The 15237-nt window shown below is 72.7% G+C and carries 12 protein-coding genes and 1 pseudogene; 7 read left to right on the top strand and 6 right to left on the bottom strand.

Annotated elements, in window-relative coordinates; all coding sequences use genetic code 11:
• The first annotated feature begins 40 nt into the window (after positions 1 to 40).
• Positions 41 to 1453 carry an RtcB family protein gene (locus IE263_RS29895; protein ID WP_189940955.1) on the top strand — a complete coding sequence of 471 codons (1413 nt, stop codon included), beginning with the start codon at positions 41 to 43 and terminating at the stop codon, positions 1451 to 1453.
• 47 nt (positions 1454 to 1500) lie between these two features.
• Here the strand turns inward: IE263_RS29895 and IE263_RS29890 are convergent, their stop codons facing one another.
• Positions 1501 to 1956 carry an archease gene (locus tag IE263_RS29890; RefSeq protein WP_189940954.1) on the bottom strand — a complete coding sequence of 152 codons (456 nt, stop codon included), beginning with the start codon at positions 1954 to 1956 and terminating at the stop codon, positions 1501 to 1503.
• A gap of 124 nt (positions 1957 to 2080) precedes the next feature.
• Between IE263_RS29890 and IE263_RS29885 the strand changes: the two genes are divergently transcribed.
• The 5 genes from IE263_RS29885 (at position 2081) to IE263_RS29865 (ending at position 6965) form a co-directional block, all read left to right on the top strand.
• Positions 2081 to 2740 (top strand): dienelactone hydrolase family protein, encoded by a 660-nt coding sequence (locus IE263_RS29885; RefSeq protein ID WP_189940953.1) that lies wholly within the window; start codon positions 2081 to 2083, stop codon positions 2738 to 2740.
• 64 nt (positions 2741 to 2804) lie between these two features.
• Entirely contained in the window at positions 2805 to 3458 is a 654-nt protein-coding gene (locus tag IE263_RS29880; RefSeq protein WP_189940952.1) for a phosphoribosyltransferase, read from the top strand.
• A 65-nt stretch (positions 3459 to 3523) separates the two neighbouring features.
• Positions 3524 to 3976, top strand: coding sequence for a YbhB/YbcL family Raf kinase inhibitor-like protein (locus IE263_RS29875; RefSeq protein ID WP_189940951.1), 453 nt, complete (start codon positions 3524 to 3526; stop codon positions 3974 to 3976).
• A gap of 226 nt (positions 3977 to 4202) precedes the next feature.
• A complete protein-coding gene (locus IE263_RS29870; protein WP_189940950.1) occupies positions 4203 to 5714 on the top strand; it encodes an FUSC family protein in 1512 nt (503 codons plus the stop codon).
• A gap of 210 nt (positions 5715 to 5924) precedes the next feature.
• Positions 5925 to 6965, top strand: coding sequence for a lactonase family protein (locus IE263_RS29865; RefSeq protein WP_189940949.1), 1041 nt, complete (start codon positions 5925 to 5927; stop codon positions 6963 to 6965).
• Between the two features lie 313 nt (positions 6966 to 7278).
• Here the strand turns inward: IE263_RS29865 and IE263_RS29860 are convergent, their stop codons facing one another.
• The 3 genes and pseudogenes from IE263_RS29860 to IE263_RS29850 all read right to left on the bottom strand — a co-directional run.
• Positions 7279 to 8202 carry a sirohydrochlorin chelatase gene (locus tag IE263_RS29860; RefSeq protein ID WP_189940948.1) on the bottom strand — a complete coding sequence of 308 codons (924 nt, stop codon included), beginning with the start codon at positions 8200 to 8202 and terminating at the stop codon, positions 7279 to 7281.
• 158 nt (positions 8203 to 8360) lie between these two features.
• On the bottom strand, positions 8361 to 9353 hold the full coding sequence (locus tag IE263_RS29855; RefSeq protein ID WP_189940947.1) for an N-acetylglucosamine kinase: 993 nt from the start codon (positions 9351 to 9353) through the stop codon (positions 8361 to 8363).
• Positions 9350 to 9469, bottom strand: a pseudogene (locus IE263_RS29850) (uracil-DNA glycosylase); the annotation flags it as partial. The gene IE263_RS29855 and the pseudogene IE263_RS29850, both read right to left, overlap by 4 nt.
• A 267-nt stretch (positions 9470 to 9736) precedes the next feature.
• On the opposite strand from IE263_RS29850, the gene IE263_RS29845 reads away from it, so the two are divergent.
• Complete coding sequence (locus tag IE263_RS29845) at positions 9737 to 10414, top strand: uracil-DNA glycosylase (protein ID WP_189940946.1); 678 nt, start codon at positions 9737 to 9739, stop codon at positions 10412 to 10414.
• A 490-nt stretch (positions 10415 to 10904) separates the two neighbouring features.
• Here IE263_RS29845 and IE263_RS29840 read toward each other — a convergent pair whose 3' ends face one another.
• Both IE263_RS29840 and IE263_RS29835 read right to left on the bottom strand, forming a co-directional pair.
• The gene (locus tag IE263_RS29840) at positions 10905 to 11657 is read right to left on the bottom strand and encodes a hypothetical protein (protein ID WP_189940945.1); all 753 of its coding nucleotides are present in this window, start codon (positions 11655 to 11657) and stop codon (positions 10905 to 10907) included.
• Positions 11658 to 11670: 13 nt separating this feature from the next.
• Positions 11671 to 15237 (bottom strand): RHS repeat-associated core domain-containing protein (locus IE263_RS29835; protein ID WP_189940944.1); only part of this gene is annotated, 3567 nt, incomplete at its 5' end.

Genomic DNA, 15237 nt, shown 5'->3' with positions numbered 1-15237 from the left:
GGTACCCCGCAAGGGCGGATGCGAGCCGTCGGAGGTCGCGATGGAGCTGGTCGAGGAGCGTCCCTACCGCTTCCGCATCGAACCGCGGGGAGGGATGCGGGTGCCCGGCGTGGTGTTCGCCTCCCGGGCCCTGCTCGCCGATGCCGAGGAATCACTGAAGCAGGTCGTCAACGTGGCCACGCTGCCGGGCATCGTCGCCGCCTCGTACGCCATGCCGGACATCCACTGGGGCTACGGCTTCCCCATCGGCGGAGTGGCGGCGACCGACGTGGACCACGGTGGCGTCGTCTCGCCCGGCGGGGTCGGCTTCGACATCTCCTGCGGCGTGCGGCTGCTGGCCGCCGACACCGACCGCCGGGCGCTGGAGCCGGCGCTGCCCGCGGTCATGGACGGCCTGGACCGGGCGATCCCGCGCGGAGCCGGACCCGGCGGGGTCTGGCACCTCACCGGCCCCGGACAGCTGGAGCGGATCCTCCAGGGCGGCTCCCGGTACGCCGTGGAACAGGGTTACGGCGAGGAGCGCGACCTCATGCGGTGCGAGGACGGCGGGGCGGTCGCCGACGCCGATGTGACCCGGGTGAGCGAGCGGGCCCGGGAGCGCGGCTCCGGGCAGGTCGGCAGCCTGGGATCCGCCAACCACTTCCTGGAGGTGCAGCAGGTCGCCGAGGTGTACGACGAGACGGTCGCCGCCGCGTTCGGGATCGCGGCCGGCCAGGTGTGCGTGATGATCCACTGCGGTTCACGCGGGCTCGGCCACCAGATCTGCACCGATCACGTCCGGGCGATGGACCGTGCGATGACCCGGTACGGCATCACCGTGCCCGACCGGCAGCTCGCCTGCACCCCCGTCCACTCGCCGGAGGGGCGGGCGTACCTCGGAGCGATGGCCGCGGCCGCCAACTACGGCCGCGCGAACCGCCAGTTGCTCTCCGACGCGGCCCGCCGGGTCTTCCGCAGTGCCGCCGGAACCCGCCTCTCCCTGGTGTACGACGTGTCCCACAACCTCGCCAAGGCCGAGACCCACACGGTGGCCGGCAGGCGCCGCCGGCTGTGTGTGCACCGCAAGGGCGCGACCCGCGCCTTCCCGCCCGGCCACCCCGACCTTCCCGAGGACCTGCGGGAGTTCGGGCAGCCGGTGCTGATCCCCGGCACCATGGGAACGGCCTCGTACGTGCTCACCGGAGTTCCCGGCGGCGACGCGTTCTTCTCCACCTGCCACGGAGCGGGCCGGGTGATGAGCCGTCACCAGGCGGCCCGCGCGGTCACCGGGACGGAGCTGCGGGCCCGGCTGGAGGCGGGCGGCATCGCGGTGCGTCCGCGGTCCTTGCGCGGCCTGTCCGAGGAAACCCCGGAGGCGTACAAGGACGTGGGCGAGGTGGTGGCGGCGAGCGAGAGCGCGGGGCTGTGCCGCACGGTGGCCCGGCTGGTGCCGCTGGGCGTGCTGAAGGGCTGAGCTCACCGGTCGGTCACAGGGCTGAGCTCACCGGTCGGTCACATCGTTCACACGTCGACGGTCACCGCGCACGACCAGCCGTACGGATCCGGCCCCATGTGCAGCTCGTGCCAGGCGACGGCCTTCGGAACGGCCCCGATGATCTCCACGTCCGCCAGCGTGGCGACCGCGAGGCGCACGTCCATACCGGCGTCCGTGGATTCCGCCTCCACGTCGACGGGCACCTGGCCGTGCACCTCCAGTCGGTAGACGACCTCGTCCAGCAGCGCGGTCAGGAGGTCGTCGTCGCTGGCCTCGTCCAGCTGGAGCCGCTCGACGGCGGTCGGCCGCACCGCCGTGACGTCGGCGAAGCACTCCACCATCCCCATCGCCGCCTCCACCAGACAGCGCTCGCGGCTCGTGCCCCAGGCGTCGATGCGGATGTCGGCGGTGTGCGGCACCGTCCGGTGGCCGCTCGAGCCCTGCCGCCGCGCCAGCCTGTCGTCGTCCGTGTCGCCGACCATGTTCCTCGCCCATCGAGAGGTGTTGCGTCCGCCGAGAGGTGCTTCGCGGATACGGGTACCCGGGTCACGGCAGGCAATACGGAGACGGACTCGTCGAGCAGAGCGACGCCGGACGGTGATGGCGATGATCTCCCAGTTGGTCCGGGTGCCGGTCGACGGCGGGGTGCTGACGGGTGAACTCGTCGCCCCGGCGTCCGCCCGGGCGGTGGTCCTGTTCGCCCACGGCAGCGGCAGCTCCCGGCACAGCCCGCGCAATCGCATGGTCGCCGCCGAACTGCGCACCGCCGGACTGGGCACCGTGCTGATCGATCTGCTCACCGAGAGCGAGGACCGCGAGGACGCGGAGACGGCCGCACACCGATTCGACATACCGCTGCTGGGCCGCCGGGTGGTCGCCGTGATCGACTGGGCGGCGGCACAGCCCGACATCAGGGAGCTTCCCGTCGTCCTGTTCGGCGCCAGCACCGGAGCGGCAGCGGCTCTGGTGGCCGCCGCGGAGCGGCCGGACCAGGTCCTGACCGTGGTGTCCCGGGGAGGGCGGCCCGACCTGGCGGACGCCGCCCTGGATCGCGTGCGGGCGCCGGTGCTGCTCGTCGTCGGCGGCCGGGATCCGGAGGTGCTGCGGCTCAATCAGGAGGCGGCCCGCCGGCTGCGGGGCCCGCACTCCCTCCGTGTGGTGCCGGGTGCCACCCACCTGTTCGCGGAGCCCGGCGCACTGGAGGAGGTGGCCGAGGCGGCGAAGGAGTGGTGCGACACCTGCCTGAAGTCCATGCGCCAGCAGTGAAGAAGTCCATGCGCCAGGAGTGAACACGCCAGAAGTGAAGCAGCCGTGAGGAGTGGCAGCCGTCATGCAGTTCCGTGATCGCAGACAGGCCGGACGGAAACTGGCCGAGGTGCTGCGGACCCAGCAGGAGAAGGGCGCCCTGCCCGACCCCGTCGTCCTCGCCCTGCCCCGGGGCGGCGTCGCCGTGGCCGCGGAGGTCGCCCAGGTGCTGGACGCGCCGCTCGACGTGCTCGTCGTACGGAAGATCGGCGCCCCGTTCCAGCAGGAACTCGGTGTCGGAGCGATCGCCGGCGACGACGCGCTCTTCGACGAGGACGCCCTCGTCAGGCTGGGCCTCGCCAGGAGTGAACTCGCCCCGGTGGTCGAGCGGGAACGCGCGGAACTCCGCCGCCGCGAGCGGATCTACCGGCAGGGCCGCCCCGCCCCCGACCTGCGCGGCCGGACCGCGATCGTCGTCGACGACGGGCTGGCGACCGGGGCCACGGCCCGCGCCGCGCTGCGCACCGTACGGCTCCGGGCGCCCCGGCGGGTCGTCCTGGCCGTGCCGGTCGGTGCACCGGAGGCGGTGGCCCTGCTGCACGCAGAGGCCGACGAGGTGATCTGTCTGCACACGCCGGTGTCCTTCATGGCCGTCGGCCTCTGGTACGAGGACTTCGAGCAGCTGACCGACGACGACGTGCTGGAAGCCCTGCACACGGCTGCCGAACGGTCCACCTGAGCACACCAGGCAATGTCCCGCCCGGGTCCCGCATGTCCGGCCCGGGCGGGGGTACTCCGGGGCACATGGCTGGCATCGACCTCAGCAGCAGCGCATTCAACGATCACTCGTTCATCGCCCGCCGTTATGCGTACGAGGGCGAGAACGTCTCCCCTCCGCTCGCCTGGAACGGCACGCCGGACGACACGGCCGAGCTGATGCTGCTGTGCGAAGACCCCGACGCCCCCTCGGGCACCTTCGTGCACTGGATCGTGGTCGGCATCGACCCCGGCAGCGACGGCGTCGAGGCGGGACAGTGTCCGCCCGGCGGCACCGAACTCGTCAACGGCTACGGCGAACGGGGCTGGGGCGGACCGCATCCTCCTCCGGGCGACGAGGCGCACCGCTACTTCTTCCGGCTGTACGCCCTGTCGGAGCCGTGCGTCCTCCCCGACGCCCCGGACGCCGCCCATGTACACGAGGCGGTCGAGAAGCGAGAGCTCGCCAGCGGCACCCTCGTGGGCCTGTACCAGCGCTGACCAGTGCTGACCGGGGGCCGGGGGCGCGCACGCGCGTCGGAGTGGTCCGTTGGCCACTCGATGGCCGGCGGACGCAAGGCCCGGCTGGACCATTGGCCCAGTACTCTCAGCCTCTGTTGAACCAACAGCCGTTCACCTGCTCAAATGGTCGCGTCGATGGCGCTGCGGACTCCGCGGCGCCTTTCTCATGTCATGGCGCACCAGGGTGCGGAAGGGGCGGGGCAATTTGCTGAAGAGGGCGTTCGTGGCGCCGGATCCAGGGCGTGTGCGGCTGCGGTTCGCCTCCCGGGCGGTGCTGGGGATTTGGCTCGCCGTCGTGCTGTGCGGGCTGGCCGGGCATTCGCTCGTGGCGGCCGTCACGGGCGGTCTGGCCGCGCTGCTCGCCCTGTTCACCGTGACCGACCCGACGGTGCGCGGCCAGGCCGTGACGACGGCGCTCCTCCCGGTCGTCGGGCTGCCGGTGCTCGCGCTCGCGGCCGTGCTGCACGATCTGCCCGTCGCCCGTGACCTCGTGTTCCTCGCCGTCGTGGGGGCCGGGGTGTACGCACGGCGGTGGGGGCCGCGAGGACACTCGCTCGGGGTGTTCGCGTTCATGACCTTCTTCGCCGCGCAGTTCCTCCAGACCGTCCCCGGCCAGCTGCCGGAGCTCTACCAGGCGGTGCTGTTGTCGCTGGTCGCGTCCTCGGTGGTGCGGTTCGGGCTGTGGTGCTACGAGCGACGGCTGCCGGCGCCGGTGGCCGTCGCCGCGCCGGCCGGTGGTCCGGGACTCGCGCGGATCACGACCCGGCAGGCGGTGCAGGCGACGGTGGGGGCCGGATTCGCCCTCGCCGTCGGGCAGGCGCTGTCCGACGAGCGGTGGTACTGGGCCGTGGGCGCCACATGGTGGGTGTTCGTGAACACGACCTCCCGCGGAGAGACCCTCGTACGGGGGTTCCGACGGTTCCTCGGGACCGTCCTCGGCATCGTGCTCGGCCTGGTCGTGGCCGTCCCCCTGCACGGGGAACCGGTGGCCACCGTCGTGATCGTCGCGCTCAGCGTCTTCGGGATCTTCTACACCGCCGCCGTCTCGTACACCTGGATGATGCTGGCCGTCACGGTCATGGCGAGCATGCTGTACGGGCTGCTCGGTGTCCTCGACCCGGCGATGCTCGCCCTGCGGGTGGGCGAGACGGCCGTCGGGGCGCTGGGCGCCGTGCTGGCGGTGCTGCTGGTGCTGCCGGTGACCACGCACTCCGTCACCGACGCCTGGGTGGAGCGCGCGCTGCGCTGCGTGCACGCCTGCACCGCCGAGGCCGCCGCCAGGCTCGCGGGCTCACCGACGGCGGACCCGGCCCTGCGCGTGGCCGAACTGGAGCAGATCCTGGCCCGCGTCCGGTTGTCGCTGGCGCCGCTGGTGCATCCGCTCAGCCCGATGCGGGCCCGCAAGAGCCGGGCCCGGCAGGTGCTCGCGCTGCTCGACGCCTGCGCGCGAGAGGTGCGCGGGCTGGCCTCCGTCGCCGCGGACCCCGAGGCCTCCCACGACGCCCGGCTCGCCACCGCCTGCTGGCGCGTGGAGGCAGCCGTCGAGGCACTCACCGCCGCTCCGACGGGCGGACAGCGCCTCCAGGACGACGCCGCCCCCACGCCGCAGCTCGGGGAAGCCGAACCGGTCCTGGCCCATCTGCACGCGCTCGAGCAGGCGCTGCTCGAACTCGCCGTCCCCCTGCGCGGGTCCCACCGGGTGCCGATCGGAGCTTGAACCCCCACGGCCGGCGCCCTTGAGGTGTGCCACGCGGCGGGGCGTTCGGCGCCACGCCCGGACCGGCGGTGTCGTGGACCGTGTCCCGCCTCCGCTCACCTCGCCGTGGGCCCGTCACAACGGGGAACAACGGGGCGAGCCTTGGTCTAGACCGCTCGTGATCGACTGCTACCGTCACCCCGGACAGCGGCGACACGAGAGGGGACAGCGGTGGCAGACGTCGGCAGACGGCGCAAGCGGGCGTTCATCGGGTCGTTCACAGCGGCCGGCGGACCCGGGATCGTGGCGGCGGCAGTGGATCCGGCCACCGGCGCCCTGACCGTGCTGAGCAGCGTGAACGGCGTCCCCGACCCCGCGTACCTGGCCCTGTCGCCGACGGGGGACACGCTGTACGCGGTGAGCGAGACCGCCGAGGGCGCGGTGGCGGCGTACAGCGTGGCCGGGGACGTCCCCGAGCAGGTGGGAGCACCCGTGCCGGTCGACGGCAGCGGGCCCACGCACCTCAGTGTGTTCGACGGTCACGTCCTGACCGCCAACTACGGATCCGGCAGCGTCACCGCGGTCCCCCTCCGGGCGGACGGCAGCCTGGCCGCGGCCGCCTCCGGCGTGCTGCGGCACTCCGGCTCCGGACCGCACATCCGGCGCCAGCAGGGGCCGCACGCCCACCAGGTGCAGCCCGACCCGACCGGACGCTGGGCGGTCAGCGTGGACCTCGGGACGGACTCGGTGCGGGTGTGCGACCTGCGCGACGGCAGTCCCGTCCTGCACCGGGAGTTCGCCCTGCGCCCCGGCTCCGGCCCGCGCCACCTGGCCTTCCACCCCGGCGGCTCGTACGCGTACGTCGCCAACGAGCTCACGCCGACCGTCACGGTGTGCCGCTGGGACGCCCCGGGCGGCTCGCTGAAGCCGCTGGGCGAGGTCCCGCTGCTGCCCGGAGCACCCGCCGGGGACGCCTACCCCTCGGGCATCGTCGTCTCGCCCGACGGACGGTTCGTGTGGACGGCCACCCGCGGCGAGGACGTGCTGTCCGTTTTCGCCGTGGAGGGCGAGGGAGAAGCGCTGCGGCTGATCGGCACGGTCTCCTGCGCCGGACGCTGGCCACGCGCGCTCGCCGAGTCCGCCGGTTTCCTGTACGTCGCGAACGAGCGCTCGGGAGACGTGACCTGGTTCACCCTCGACCGCTCCACCGGGCTGCCCACACGCGCCGGCTCCATCGAGGTGGCGGCAGCGTCATGCGTGGTGCTCGGCTGAGCGATGCGGCTAGGTGCGGTGCGATGTGGATCGGTGCGGTGCGGTGCGGTGCGGTGCGGTGCAGTGCGATGCGATGGGGTGCGGTGCGGATCGGTGAGGTGCGGTGCAGTGCGATGCGATGGGGTGCGGGGCTCGGCACCGGCTGAACGGCCTCCGCACGCACGGGACTGATCGGCCCGCCGCACGCACAGGGCCGATCGGCACCCCCACGGGCCGACCGTGGAGTCCGCCCCGGCCCCCACGTCGAAGGGCCCGCTCCTCGACCGGATCGGGCCCTTGTGCGACGTCGCAGGCTCGTACGCGCGTCGTACGGCTAGCGGACCGGCGCGCCCTGCGGCTGCTGCGGGGCGATGCCCAGGGCCGTCGTGTACTTGGCCAGGGCGAGCTTGCCGATGGCCGGGTACGGGCCGAGGGCCTCGGCGGCGGCGCAGCCCGCCTCCTTGGCCGCCTCCTCGATCAGCGTGGCGTCGATCTCCGGGCCGATGAGGTACGGCGCCAGCGCCAGCTGCTGGGAGCCGGAGGTGCGCAGCTGCTCGGCGACGGAGGCGATGGAACCCTCCTGGTCGAGGGCCGCGGCCATCACCGGCACGGCGAGGCGCGCGGCGAGCAGCATGCCGGTGATCCCGGCGGCCTGCACGGCCTCCTCGCCGCCCACGGAGGCCAGGATGATGCCGTCCGCGGCCGTGGCCACGGTGAACAGGCGGGCGCGGTCCGCGCGGGCCAGGCCCGCCTCGGACAGGCGCACGTGCAGCGCCTCGGCGAGCAGCGGGTGCGGGCCGAGGACGTCGGTCAGCTCGGCGGCGACCCGGCTGTCCATGAGGGCCTGGCGGACCTGGCGCAGCAGCGCGCTGTCCGGACCGGCCAGCAGCGGCACGATGACGCCGACGGGGCCGTCGGGCTCCCTGACGTCCATCCCGGCGGCGCGGGCCTGCTCGTAGCGAGCGGTGCGCTCGTCGGCGGCGTACGTCAGCACGGACTGGAGGGTGGGGTATTCGGTGTCGTCCCCGTCGAGGTATCCGATGCGCGCGTCGAGGCCGGGGAGCTCGGAGCGGGCGATGCTCACGATCTCCTCGGCGAGGCCGCGGGTGGCGGCACTCGGCGTGCCGGGCACCGCGAGGACGAGCGCGGGCGCGCCCTCGGGAGCCGCCAGGGGCTCGGGTCGGCGGTGCCGCCCGGGCTGGCGGGGGCGCGGCATTCGTACAGGCAGGCCGGACGCGGGCCCAGTGGGGGAGCTCATGGCGCCGCATGTTACTGGCTTCCTGGGCTCCTCTGTTCGGGGAGGGTGCAGGTGAGCGGTATCCGTCCGCTTTTGTCTGATGAGTTACGTACGGATCAGAAGTGATCAGCGTGTTTTCCGGGCGACTTGCCCTCAAGGGGGTCAATCCCCCTTTTGTGTCATGGCGCGCCCTTCACCACGTACAGCATCATCTCGTCACCCGGCAGGGTGAGTACGTCCTTTGCCAGGTCGGTGGCGAGCCGGACCGCGCCGTCCAGCGGATCGCCGTCGGCCGCGACCCGTCGCGCGTACGGCAGCCGCCGCGCCAACTCCTCCTCCAAGGGTACGAGGAGGGGCTTGCCGATCTTGAACAGGCCCCCGGTGACGGCGACTTGGGGCTCTCCGTCGGCCGGGCAGACGGCGGTGGCCGAGTCGGCCATGTGCCGGGCCGCGGCCCGCAGGATGCCGGCGGCGACCGGGTCGCTCGCCGCGCACGCGGCCACCCGGGGTGCGAACGAGGCGAGGACGGCCGGGCGGTCGGGGCGTGGGTAGAGCCGGGCGGGGAGGCCCGGCAGCGGGCCGAACTGCTCCTCGGCGCAGGTCAGGAGCGGGGTGGAGCCGCCGGGCCGTCCGTCGTGGGCGCGCAGGGCGGCTTCCAGGCCGGCGCGTCCGATCCAGGCGCCGCCACCGCAGTCGCCCAGCAGATGGCCCCAGCCGTCGGCCCGGCGCCAGGCTCTCAGGTCCGTGCCGATCGCGATCAGGCCGGTGCCGGCGACGACCACGGCACCCGGCCTCGATCCGAGCGCGCCGGTATATGCGGTGACCGCGTCGGCGGCGAGGGCGGTGGCGCGGACGCCGAACTCCCGTGCCAGGGCGCCCGGGAGGTCGGCGCGCAGAGCGTCGCCCAGAGTGCCGAGACCGGCGGCGCCGACGACCGCGGACGTGGGACGGGTGACGCCGGTCTCGGTCGCCAACGCCCGGACCATGGGCACCAGTTGGTCCATCAGATGCCCGGGGTCGATGCCCCGCGCACCGGTACGGACGGGCACCGTCGACGACCGCCGGCCCAGCGCGCCCCGTTCGACGGTGCCGAGGGCGACCCGCAGCCCGGAGCCGCCCGAGTCCACGGCGAGGATGCCGGGGGAGGGCTCCGGACCGGCGGGTGCGGTCACGGCAGGCGCCAGTCCACGGGTTGGCCGCCCTGCCGGATCAGCAGGTCGTTGGCCCGGCTGAAGGGACGTGAACCGAAGAAGCCCCGGTCCGCCGACATGGGCGAGGGGTGCGCCGACAGCGCCCTGTTGAGCACCAGCACTGCGGGAGTTCCGGGATCTGTGGATCGGGGACGAGGGGCTGACCAGGCATGATGGCTATGGCGGAGTGGCTTGAACACTGGACGCAACAAGCTCCCCCTTCTTCCCGGTGACCGGCTGCGCGATCTGCTCGACCGGCTCGCGGACCTCGACGAGGAGGAAGACTAGCGCCTGAGCAACGGCTCCTGTGCGGAGGCTTCCCTGCGTATGCAGGGCTCCTGTGTGTGCCAGTAGAGTGACGCGCCGTGGCACCACGACCCTTGCATGAACTTGTTGAAGCGGGCTGGGCGAAGGCTCTCGAACCTGCGGCCGAACGCATTGCCGCCATGGGGGATTTCCTCCGGGCCGAAATAGCCGCGGGCCGGACCTACCTGCCGGCTGGGGCGAATGTCCTGCGGGCCTTCCAGCAGCCCTTCGATGACGTTCGCGTCTTGATTGTCGGCCAGGATCCCTACCCCACGCCGGGTATGGCGATCGGGCTGAGTTTCGCGGTGGCGCCCGAGGTGCGTTCGTTGCCGGGCAGCCTGGAGAACATCTTCCGAGAACTCCACACGGACCTGGGACTGCCCAGGCCGTCGAACGGCGATCTGACGCCATGGACCGAGCAGGGAGTGCTGCTGCTCAACAGGGCGCTGACGACGGCGCCCCGCAAGCCGGGCGCGCACCGGGGCAAGGGATGGGAGGAAGTCACCGAGCAGGCGATCCGGGCGTTGGCTGCGCGCGGTAAACCGCTTGTGTCGATCCTGTGGGGGCGTGACGCCCGCAATCTGCGGCCGCTGCTCGGGGATCTTCCGGCGATCGAGTCTGCTCATCCCTCGCCGATGTCGGCGGACCGCGGGTTCTTCGGATCCCGCCCCTTCAGCCGGGCCAACGACCTGTTGCTGCGGCAGGGCGCGCAGCCGGTGGACTGGCGACTGCCGTAGGCCAGGGTGCGCGCGACAGCGTGCGGAGCGGCATGGCGGCGGCACACGACTGGTTTCCGGCGAGTGCCCCCGCACCTGATGAAGCGTCAGGATTGGGCGGGGGTGCGACGGAGTGATGTCTGCGGGGCCTCATGGGGCACCCATGGACTGTCGCGGCGGCCGCCGTGGACCGCCCAGCGGTCCGTGGGTGACGGTGATCGGGACGTGCTCGTCACGCTCACCGGTGCCGCTGTTTCGTTGTGGTCCTCGACGCCGAGCAGCCACCACACCCCCCCGTCCCGCGCCGCGGCGGGGCGAAGTGCCGGGTGAGACCTCCGAGCGGGTCCTGCACTGTCAGCACAGCGGAGAGCACCGCGGACAGGACGCCGGTGACGGAGGAGAGCACGAGGGAAAGGCCCACCGCGCCCGCCATGGCCGACGACCTCGCACAGGGAGTGTGTGGCCGCTACCCCCGGAGCGACAGGTGCGGCTCAGCTGCCTCGGCTGACCGTCACCGGTCCGCATAGTCCTCCACCAGGTTGCCGATGACCGAGAGCAGGGCGTCGGCGCGGTGGCGGTCCTCGCGCTGGGCGCGCAGGGCCTGGTGGACCTCCCGGAGCTGGGCCAGGGCAGCCGGCTCGCGGTCCTGCACCTCGTCGAGCAGCGGATCAGTGATCAGGTCCAGGCAGGCGCTGAGCAGCTCGCGGGTGGCCGGGGACGGTGGGGCGGGGTCGGGGGCGGCGAAGGCGGTGGTCAGATAGCGCGCCGGATCGGTGAGGCTCCAGCCGACGACGGTGCCGTGCTGGACCAGGAGCGCCACGTCCGGGGCGATGCCGATGCGGGCCTCCAGCAATTCGTCGAGGACGTCGAGGTCGCGCAGACAGGTCAGTACGGCGTCCCCAGGCGCACGGCACAGCACCGAGGTCACCTCGAGGCGGCAGTCCCGCTCCTCGTCCGCGCGCAGCCCGCCCGGGAGGACGGGGGGCACGGAGGGGAGGCGGGCGCAGTCCTCGGCGGAGGCGGACTCATGGGGCAGCTGGAACTCGGCCCCGACCAGCTCCCGGCTGACCCGGTCGAACCCGAGCGTGTCCGGAGTGTCCCACAGCCACTCCTGGCTGCCGAAGGTGTCCGCGAGGAACCGCACACGTTCCTTCGCGTCCGCGTAGGGCGCGACGGTCACGAAGGTCCCCGCGAAGCGAGGGGTGATGGGCAGCGGATCGTCCGTCACCGTCGCGCGCCAGTCGTTGTCGAGGGTCAGTCTCATGGTCGGTGCCGCCTCATTTGATCTGTACGGCGGGGGGCATGAATCCGTCCTTGCTCGGAATCCTTCCCTCCACGATGTCTTCGTGGGTAACCGGCGCACCGGGATCGGTGGGCTTGCCGCCCAGCGCCGTTGCTCCGGAGTCACCCTTGATACCCGACGGTCCGTACGCCGTGATGGCCTGTCCGGCTTCGGAACCGGGCCCATGGGTCACGACGACGTCCTCTCCCTGCCGGAACATGAGCTTTCCGGCCGTGCCCGTCGACTGATACACCGCGTCCGGGTTCTTCAGGATCTCCAGGACCCGTTCGTCAGTGAAGCCGTGCATCTCGTCCCCGTGGTACTTGGGGTGCTTCCGAAACGTGCCGTCCTGCGCCCTCTCGATGACCCCGTCCGCGGTCTTGATGCTTCGCTGCCTGGCTTTCTCCTCCTTCGTGTACTTCGGCATCAGCCCCAGCGGGTCGCACCCCGTGTACGGGTTGTCCACGTAGCCGACGGGATTCGGCGCGGGAGCGAGGCCCAGCGGGTCCGGGGAGGTGTAGCGGCCGGTCTCGGGGTCGTAGTGGCGGAAGCAGTTGTAGTGGAGGCCGGTCTCGGGGTCGTAGTACTGGCCGGGGAAGCGCAGCGGGGTGTAGGCGCTGCTGTCCCGGGCCCAGGCGGTGGTGCCCCAGAGCGTGCTCCGGGTGCGCCAGGCGATGTCGCCCATCTCGTCGATCAGTTCGGTCGGCGTGCCGACCAGGTCGGTGGCGATGGCGAAGAACCGCCGGTCGATCTCCTCCTGCCGGCTGTCGGCCGTGAGGATGCGCTCCGTCTGGGCCAGTGGGACGACGTCCCGGTGGTCCCAGGTGAGGGCGACCGTGTGCGGGACGTCCGGCCGGTGGCTGGTCTGCTCGCACAGGGTGAGGCCGTCCCAGGTGAAACGGACCTCCTCGACCACGCTCTCGCCGTCGGCCGCGAGGCGCTGCTTCGCGGTGCGGCGCCCCAGCGGGTCGTAGCGGTACCGCCACCGGGTCCCGTCGGGGGTGGTGACGGAGGTGAGGCGGTTCTCCGTGTCCCACTCGTAGCGCCAGGTGTCGGGCTTGCGAGACAGGCGGGTCTTCTGCCGCACGGTGACCCGGCCGAGGGCGTCGTGCTCGAAGCGGACGCCTCCGGCGCGGGTGATGCCGGTGCCGCTGTAGGCGCGCGGTCCGGTGGCCTCGCTGCCCGGGTGCCCGTCCGGCCAGGACGCCGAGGTCTGGTTGCCCGCGTCGTCGTACGCGTACCGCTCCGTCCAGCCCGGGGCGCGGACGGCGGTGACCCGGCCCATCGGGTCCAGGTCGAAGGTGCGGGTGCCCGACAGCCGGTCCGCGACGGAGAGCAGATGTCCGTCGGCGCGGTAGGCGTAGGCACGGCTGTTGACGGCCCGGGCTCCGGCGGTGATGTGCTGCGCGGCGAGTCGTCCGGCCTCGTCCCAGGCCGACGTCATGGTGATCGCGTCCCCGAAGGCGCGAGCCAGCTCGCGGCCGGCGGCATCGTGGCTGAAGTCGACCCGCCGGCCACCCGTGGTCAGCCGCGCGGGAAGCCCATCGGAGTCGTAGGCGTAGGACGTGACATGGCCGGTGGGCGTGGTCCGGCGGACGCGCCGCCCCAGGCCGTCGTAGGAGTAGACGAGCGGGCGGCCGTCCACCAGCTCCGTCTTGACCTGCCCGTGGCGGTCGTACTGGTAGCGGAGCTCGCTCTCCGGTCCGACCGCCTCCAGGAGACGGCCCGCCCGGTCGTACGCGTAGGCCGTCACCCGGCCGTCGACGTTCTTGCGGAGCACCTGGCCGAGCCGGTCGCGCTCGAAGGAGATGGTCCCGCCGAGCGCGTCGACCCGCTCGGTGAGCCTGCCCGCCGCATCCATGCGGTAGGTCAGGGTGCGCCCGTCGAAGTCTGTCTCGGACACGATGTTGCCGACCGCGTCGTACTCGTAGGTCCAGGTCAGGCCCTGCGGGTTGGTGACCCGGGTGAGGCGCAGGTCGTTGTCGTGCTCGAACTCGTAGCGGCCGCCGTCGGGCCGCGTACTGGCGAGCGGGAGGTCGAAGTGGGTGTATTCGTAGCGCGAGACCCCGCCCGCCGCGTCGGTGTGGGTGAGGCAGTTGCCTTCGCCGTCGTAGGTCCATGACTCGGTGGCGCCGTCGGGGCCCGTGCGGCGGGCGAGCCGGCCGTCCGCGTTCCATTCGAGCCGGGTGGCCCCGCCCGTCGGGTCGGTGACGCGGACCGGGCGGCCGAGCCCGTCCCGATCCGTGCGGGTGGTGGCGCCGGACGGGTTGGTCACCGCCACGATCAGCCCCGCCGCGTCGCACACCACATGGGTCGTGTCCCCGAGGGCGTCGGTGACCGAGGTGAGTCGGCTGGCGTCGTCGTAGGTGCAACGGGTCGTGTTCCCGGCCGGATCGGTGAGCGCCGTGCGGTTGCCGCGCTCGTCGTACGTGTAGACCGTGCGGGCGCCGTCCGGTCCCACGACCTCTACCGGCAGCCCGAAGTGGCCGCGCACGATGTGCAGTTCGGAGCCGTCCGGACGGACGGCCGAGACCAGTCGGCCCTCCTCGTCGTAGGTGTAGGCGGTGGTGGCGCCGAGCGGGTCGGTGCGGGTCAGCAGGTTGCCGCTCGGGTCGTAGCGGAACCGGGTGGTGTGGCCGAGCGCGTCCGTGGTGGCCAGGACCTGGCAGCCCGGGCCGATCAGATGACGGGTGACCCGGCCGTCGGCGGTGGTGAGGGTGGTGGTGCGGTGGCCGGTTTCGGGGTCGGGTTCCGTGTAGGTGAGGGTGATCTGGATGTGGCCGGCTTGGCCGCCTTCGGCGATGACGCGGTCGTGGTCGTCGTAGACGTAGTCGTAGCGGCTTGCGTTGGAGTCGGTCCAGGCGATGACGCGGTGGCGGTCGTCGTAGAGGAAGGTGGTGGTGGCGCCGGAGGGTTGGGTGACGGTGGTGAGGTTGCCGTCCTCGTAGCCGTAGCGCATCAGGGGCAGGTCGGTGCCGTTCTCGCCGGCGCCGGTCAGGGAGAGGGCGGTGATCAGGCCGTCGGTGGTGGTCAGCTTCACCTGGTGGCCCGCCGAGTGGGTCAGGGCCAGTGGCAGGCCGTCCTCTCCGCGGTCGACGGTGATGGTGTGCCCGTTGCGTTCGGTGAGGGACGTCAGCCAGGCGGTTCCGTCGTCGCCCGGTTCGGTGCCGGGCGGGGCGGTGAAGTGGCGGGTCAGGCCGGTGTCGGGGTCGGTGACGGTGTAGTCGCCGTGTCCGTCCCGGGCCAGGAGGGCGCGGGAGGTGCCCGTCTGCGGGCGGGTGTGGTCGCCGGGGACCGGATGCGGGTAGGTGATCAGGAGGCCGTCGGCGGTGACGTGGATGACGCCGATGGCGTCGATCTCCAGCCGCTCGTCGGCGGTGGAGGTCCAGGCGGGCCCCAGGAAGCGGCCGGCCGTGCAGCCGGACTCGGTGCGGCGGGTGAACACCAGCGGCAGGATGCCCGGAACCGCGAGGTCGGTCTGGGGCAGGAACATCCGGCCCGAAGCGAGGTCCACCGGGTCCGTGCCGTCGGTGGTGCGCTCTCCGTCCGGTCGGTTGTGGGT

Source organism: Streptomyces aurantiogriseus (genome assembly GCF_014649375.1).
Taxonomy (GTDB): domain Bacteria; phylum Actinomycetota; class Actinomycetes; order Streptomycetales; family Streptomycetaceae; genus Streptomyces; species Streptomyces aurantiogriseus.
This window is presented reverse-complemented; position numbering and strand designations above follow the sequence as displayed.

Excerpts from the sequence above, each read along its gene's own strand:
- IE263_RS29890 (WP_189940954.1), bottom strand. The coding sequence starts at position 1,956 with ATGGTCGGCGACACGGACGACGACAGGCTGGCGCGGCGGCAGGGCTCG.
- IE263_RS29875 (WP_189940951.1), top strand. The coding sequence starts at position 3,524 with ATGGCTGGCATCGACCTCAGCAGCAGCGCATTCAACGATCACTCGTTC.
- IE263_RS29860 (WP_189940948.1), bottom strand. The coding sequence starts at position 8,202 with ATGAGCTCCCCCACTGGGCCCGCGTCCGGCCTGCCTGTACGAATGCCG.
- IE263_RS29840 (WP_189940945.1), bottom strand. The coding sequence starts at position 11,657 with ATGAGACTGACCCTCGACAACGACTGGCGCGCGACGGTGACGGACGAT.
- IE263_RS29895 (WP_189940955.1), top strand. The coding sequence starts at position 41 with ATGGAGCTGGTCGAGGAGCGTCCCTACCGCTTCCGCATCGAACCGCGG.
- IE263_RS29880 (WP_189940952.1), top strand. The coding sequence starts at position 2,805 with ATGCAGTTCCGTGATCGCAGACAGGCCGGACGGAAACTGGCCGAGGTG.
- IE263_RS29885 (WP_189940953.1), top strand. The coding sequence starts at position 2,081 with ATGATCTCCCAGTTGGTCCGGGTGCCGGTCGACGGCGGGGTGCTGACG.